The organism is Pseudonocardia sp., assembly GCF_050246655.1.
Lineage (GTDB): Bacteria > Actinomycetota > Actinomycetes > Mycobacteriales > Pseudonocardiaceae > Pseudonocardia.
The window spans coordinates 1-4,877 of record NZ_JBFWVQ010000209.1 but is presented as its reverse complement, the minus strand read 5'-3'; the positions used below and the strand labels follow the sequence as shown (position 1 = coordinate 4,877).

Sequence of the window (4,877 nt, the reverse complement as noted above, 5' to 3'; positions counted from 1 at the left end):
GCGCTCTCGCGGGCCCGAGCCTCGTCGAGCAGGGCACGGGCGGTGGAGTCGGCGTTGGCCTTGGCGACGCGGGCCCGCTCCAGCTCCTCGGTGACGGCGAGCAGGTTGCGGGCGACGACGTCGTCCGCCTCCGCGCGGGCGACGAGGTCCTCGGGGCTCGCGGCCTGGGTCAGCAGCCCGAGCGGGCCGAGGTCGAGGCCCTGCAGGTAGCTCGTGACGACGATCTCGTCGACCCGGGCCCGGGCGGCGTCGATGGCGGCGGTGGCGGCCTCGGTCTCCTGGCGGGCCAGCGCGGCGCGCGCGGCCGCGGCGTCGGCGGCCGCCCGCGCACCCTGGAGCTCGACGAGGGCGGCCTCCGCGTCCTCGCGCTGGGCCGCGAGCTCGGCCTGGATGTCGTCGGTGCGGCTGTCGAGGTCGGCGAGCTGCGCGGTGAGGCGGCCCACCTCGTCGGCGCGCTGGGTGATGGCGTCGTGACTGCGGCGCAGGTCGTCGTCGCTGGGGTTGGGCGGCGGGTCGGGGGGCCGGGCGAGGGCGGTGGCCGGCAGCAGGCCGGAGAACAGGACGGACAGCACGACGGAGAGCGCGCCCACGACGACGGCGCGTGACCTGCCCACGGTGGACCCCCTCGCACGTGATCAGCCGGCGCGCGAAGGCTCCCACTGATCACCCCGTGATCACGCAGTGACACACCGGGGACCCTCCCGCCGGGTGGCTCGGCTTCCTCCGGTCGAGGGCGACAGGCGGACGGGTGCGTGGAATACAGTACGGGCGTACTGTTAACAGTGGTGAACACGACCGGGCCTCGCTCGCCCCCCGTCGGAGGGTGCGCGAGACTCGGGCCCGACGACGCGCCGCGACCACCACCGCCAGGAGGAGAGCCATCGTGACCAGCACCGACAGCTTCGGAGCACGAGGAACGATCCAGGCGGGCGGCGCCGAACACGAGATCTACCGGCTCTCCGCCGTCGAGGGCGCCGACCGCCTGCCGTTCAGCCTGAAGATCCTGCTCGAGAACCTCCTGCGCACCGAGGACGGCGCCAACGTCACGGCCGACCACGTCCGCGCCCTCGCGAACTGGGATCCCACCGCCGACCCGGACACCGAGATCCAGTTCACCCCCGCACGGGTGATCATGCAGGACTTCACCGGCGTCCCCTGCGTCGTCGACCTCGCGACGATGCGCGAGGCCGTCACCGAACTCGGTGGCGACCCCGCGAAGGTCAACCCGCTCGCGCCCGCGGAGCTGGTCATCGACCACTCCGTGATCATCGACGTCTTCGGCCGCCCGGACGCGTTCGAGCGCAACGTGGACTTCGAGTACGGGCGCAACAAGGAGCGCTACCAGTTCCTGCGCTGGGGTCAGGGCGCGTTCAGCGAGTTCAAGGTCGTGCCGCCGGGCACCGGGATCGTGCACCAGGTCAACATCGAGCACCTGGCGCGCGTGGTGATGACCCGCAACGGCCTGGCGTACCCGGACACGCTCGTCGGCACGGACTCGCACACCACGATGGTCAACGGCCTGGGCGTGCTCGGCTGGGGCGTGGGCGGCATCGAGGCCGAGGCCGCGATGCTCGGCCAGCCCGTCTCGATGCTCATCCCGAAGGTCGTCGGCTTCAAGCTGACCGGCGAGATCCCCCCGGGCGCCACCGCCACGGACGTCGTGCTGACGATCACCGAGATGCTGCGCCGCCAGGGTGTCGTCGGCAAGTTCGTCGAGTTCTACGGCGAGGGCGTCGGCGCTGTGCCGCTGGCGAACCGCGCCACGATCGGCAACATGAGCCCGGAGTTCGGCTCCACCGCCGCGATCTTCCCGATCGACGACGAGACGATCCGCTACCTCAAGCTCACCGGGCGGCCCGACGCCCAGATCGAGTTGGTCGAGGCCTACGCCAAGGAGCAGGGTCTCTGGCACGACCCCGCGCACGAGCCCGCCTACTCCGAGACGTTGGAGCTGGATCTCTCCACGGTCGTGCCCTCCATCGCGGGCCCGAAGCGCCCGCAGGACCGCATCGAGCTCAGCAACGCCAAGGCGGCGTTCCGCTCGTCCGTGCGCGACTACACCGACGACGCCGTCGCCGACCCGCTCACGGGCGTGGACGAGGCCGGCGACGAGTCCTTCCCGGCCAGCGACTCCCCCGCGCTCTCCGCCTCCGCCGACGTGCACGACGCGGCGAAGCCCGCCGTGCACTCCGCCGCGAACGGCGGCGAGGGGCGGCCCTCCAAGCCCACCCGCGTCGTCTCCGAGGGCCGCGGCGAGTTCGTCCTGGACCACGGCGCCGTCGTGATCGCCTCGATCACCTCGTGCACCAACACGTCCAACCCGTCGGTGATGCTCGGCGCCGCCCTGCTCGCGAAGAACGCCGTCGACCGGGGCCTCACCGTCAAGCCGTGGGTGAAGACCTCGATGGCCCCCGGCTCGCAGGTCGTCACGGACTACTACGAGAAGGCCGGGCTCTGGCCGTACCTGGAGAAGCTCGGCTACCACCTCGTCGGCTACGGCTGCACCACCTGCATCGGCAACTCCGGGCCGCTGCCCGAGGAGATCTCCGCGGCGGTGAACGAGGCCGATCTCAGCGTCGTGTCCGTGCTCTCGGGCAACCGCAACTTCGAGGGCCGCATCAACCCCGACGTGAAGATGAACTACCTGGCGAGCCCACCGCTGTGCATCGCGTACGCGCTGGCCGGGACGATGGACTTCGACTTCGAGACCCAGCCGCTCGGCCAGGACCCGTCCGGGTCGGACGTCTACCTGCGCGACATCTGGCCGTCCTCCGCGGAGGTGCAGAAGGTCGTCGACACCATCAGCGGCGACATGTTCACCAAGAACTACGCGGACGTCTTCCGCGGCGACGACCGGTGGCGCTCGCTGCCGACCCCGCAGGGCGACACGTTCGAGTGGGACCCGGAGTCCACCTACGTCCGCAAGCCCCCGTACTTCGAGGGCATGCGTACCGAGCCGTCGCCGGTCGAGGACATCGCCGGCGCCCGGGTGCTCGCCCTGCTCGGCGACTCGGTCACCACCGACCACATCTCCCCTGCGGGCTCCATCAAGGCCGACACCCCGGCGGGGCAGTACCTCACCGAGCACGGCGTGGAGCGCAGGGACTTCAACTCCTACGGCTCGCGGCGCGGCAACCACGAGGTCATGATCCGCGGCACGTTCGCCAACATCCGGTTGCGCAACCTGCTGCTGGACGGCGTCTCGGGCGGCTACACGCGCGACTTCACGCAGGAGGGCGGCCCGCAGGCGTTCATCTACGACGCGGCCGAGAACTACGCGGCGGCGGGCGTCCCGCTGGTGGTGCTGGGCGGCAAGGAGTACGGCTCCGGCTCGTCGCGGGACTGGGCAGCGAAAGGCACCGCGCTGCTCGGCGTCAAGGCCGTCATCGTGGAAAGCTACGAGCGCATCCACCGCTCCAACCTCATCGGCATGGGCGTGCTGCCGCTGCAGTTCCCGGCGGGCGAGACCGCGTCCTCGCTGGGCCTGGACGGCACCGAGACCTTCGACGTCTCCGGGGTCACGGCGCTCAACGACGGGTCCACGCCGCGGACGGTGAAGGTCGTCGCGACCCGGCAGGACGGCGGGACCGTCGAGTTCGACGCGACGGTGCGCATCGACACCCCCGGTGAGGCGGACTACTACCGCAACGGCGGGATCATGCAGTACGTGCTGCGCGGGATGCTGCGCGGCTGACCTGCTGCGGCTGACCTGCTGCCGACCGGGTGCGTTGCGGGGCCCCGTCCGGACGTCCGGGCGGGGCCCCGCCGCGTGCTAGCGTCGCGGTGCGCCCCCGACGGGCCGACCGGAGAGGACTCCCGAGCACGGCCCCGGTGGCGCATTCGCGACTCCTCGCCACGGCTCGGCCGCTCCCCGGTGATCCACCGACGCACGAGGAGCACCGCATGCCCTGCACGTTCAACCACACGATCGTCGCCGCGCGCGACCGCGCCGCCTCCGCCCGCTTCCTCCGCGAGATCCTCGAGGCCGCCGAGGCGCCGTCCTGGGGCGCGTTCACGAACGCCCTGCTCGACGGCGGCGTGCTGATCCAGTTCGCCGACCTGCCCGAGGACGCCCACCCGGAGATCCAGAACCAGCACTACGCGTTCCTCGTCGACGACGCCCTGTTCGACCGCGCGTACGCGCGGCTGGTCGAGCGCGGTATCGAGCACTGGGCCGATCCGCGCGGCGAGCGGCCCGGGGAGGCCAACACCGAGCACGGCGGGCGCGGGGTCTACTTCCGCGACCCGGCGGGGCACTACCTGGAGATGATCACCCGACCGTACCTGTGACCACGGAGTTCTGTGCACACCTCCCGCTCGCACACCCGCTCGCATACACCGTGTGGCGATTGGGCAGGCGCCCGCCGGTGTGTGCGGCCACCCGCACAGATGCGTCACCGGCCGCGCGCGTGCCCGGGGCGCGGGCGGCTTCGGGTCGGGTTCAGGTCGGGTCCGGTGCGGCCTCGCAGGGTCCGGGCACGCCTCGCAGATGCTGCGGCCTCTGCGAGGCGCGCCCGGGGTCTGCGAGGTGGGTGCGACCCTCGCGAGGCGCGGGCCGGGTCTGCGAGGGCCGGCGTCCCGGGTCGGGTGCGGCGCGGGGGGTCCGGTGGCGCTCCCACACACGTCGGGGCGCTCGCACACACGGTGCGGCGCCGGCGCACACCGCCGGCCGTGTGTGCGAGCGCGCCGGGGTCTGTGCGAGCTCCGTCAGGGCGGCAGGCCCCGGTGGAAGCGTCGGCACGGTCGGCATCGGTCACCCGCCGGTGCCGACCCCCAGCGGCACGCCGTCGCGATCCCGCCGCGGTTGCGGCGCGGGGCCGCACACCGCGAACCCTTGGGGCGGGGAGGGCGGCGCGGCCTGCACCGGCACGTTCGGC

At 72.6% G+C, this 4,877-nt stretch carries 3 protein-coding genes; 2 read left to right on the top strand and 1 reads right to left on the bottom strand.

The window, feature by feature from the left end:
• A partial coding sequence (locus tag AB7J25_RS30155) for a periplasmic heavy metal sensor (protein ID WP_428514708.1) occupies nt 1-614 on the bottom strand: 614 nt, incomplete at its 3' end.
• A gap of 269 nt (nt 615-883) precedes the next feature.
• Between AB7J25_RS30155 and AB7J25_RS30150 the strand changes: the two genes are divergently transcribed.
• Together AB7J25_RS30150 and AB7J25_RS30145 are read left to right on the top strand one after the other, a co-directional pair.
• The gene (locus tag AB7J25_RS30150; RefSeq protein ID WP_428514706.1) at nt 884-3,694 is read left to right on the top strand and encodes an aconitate hydratase; all 2,811 of its coding nucleotides are present in this window, start codon (nt 884-886) and stop codon (nt 3,692-3,694) included.
• A 209-nt stretch (nt 3,695-3,903) separates the two neighbouring features.
• Nucleotides 3,904-4,290, top strand: a complete 387-nt coding sequence (locus tag AB7J25_RS30145) for a VOC family protein (RefSeq protein ID WP_428514704.1) — start codon at nt 3,904-3,906, stop codon at nt 4,288-4,290.
• The last annotated feature ends 587 nt before the right edge of the window (nt 4,291-4,877 follow it).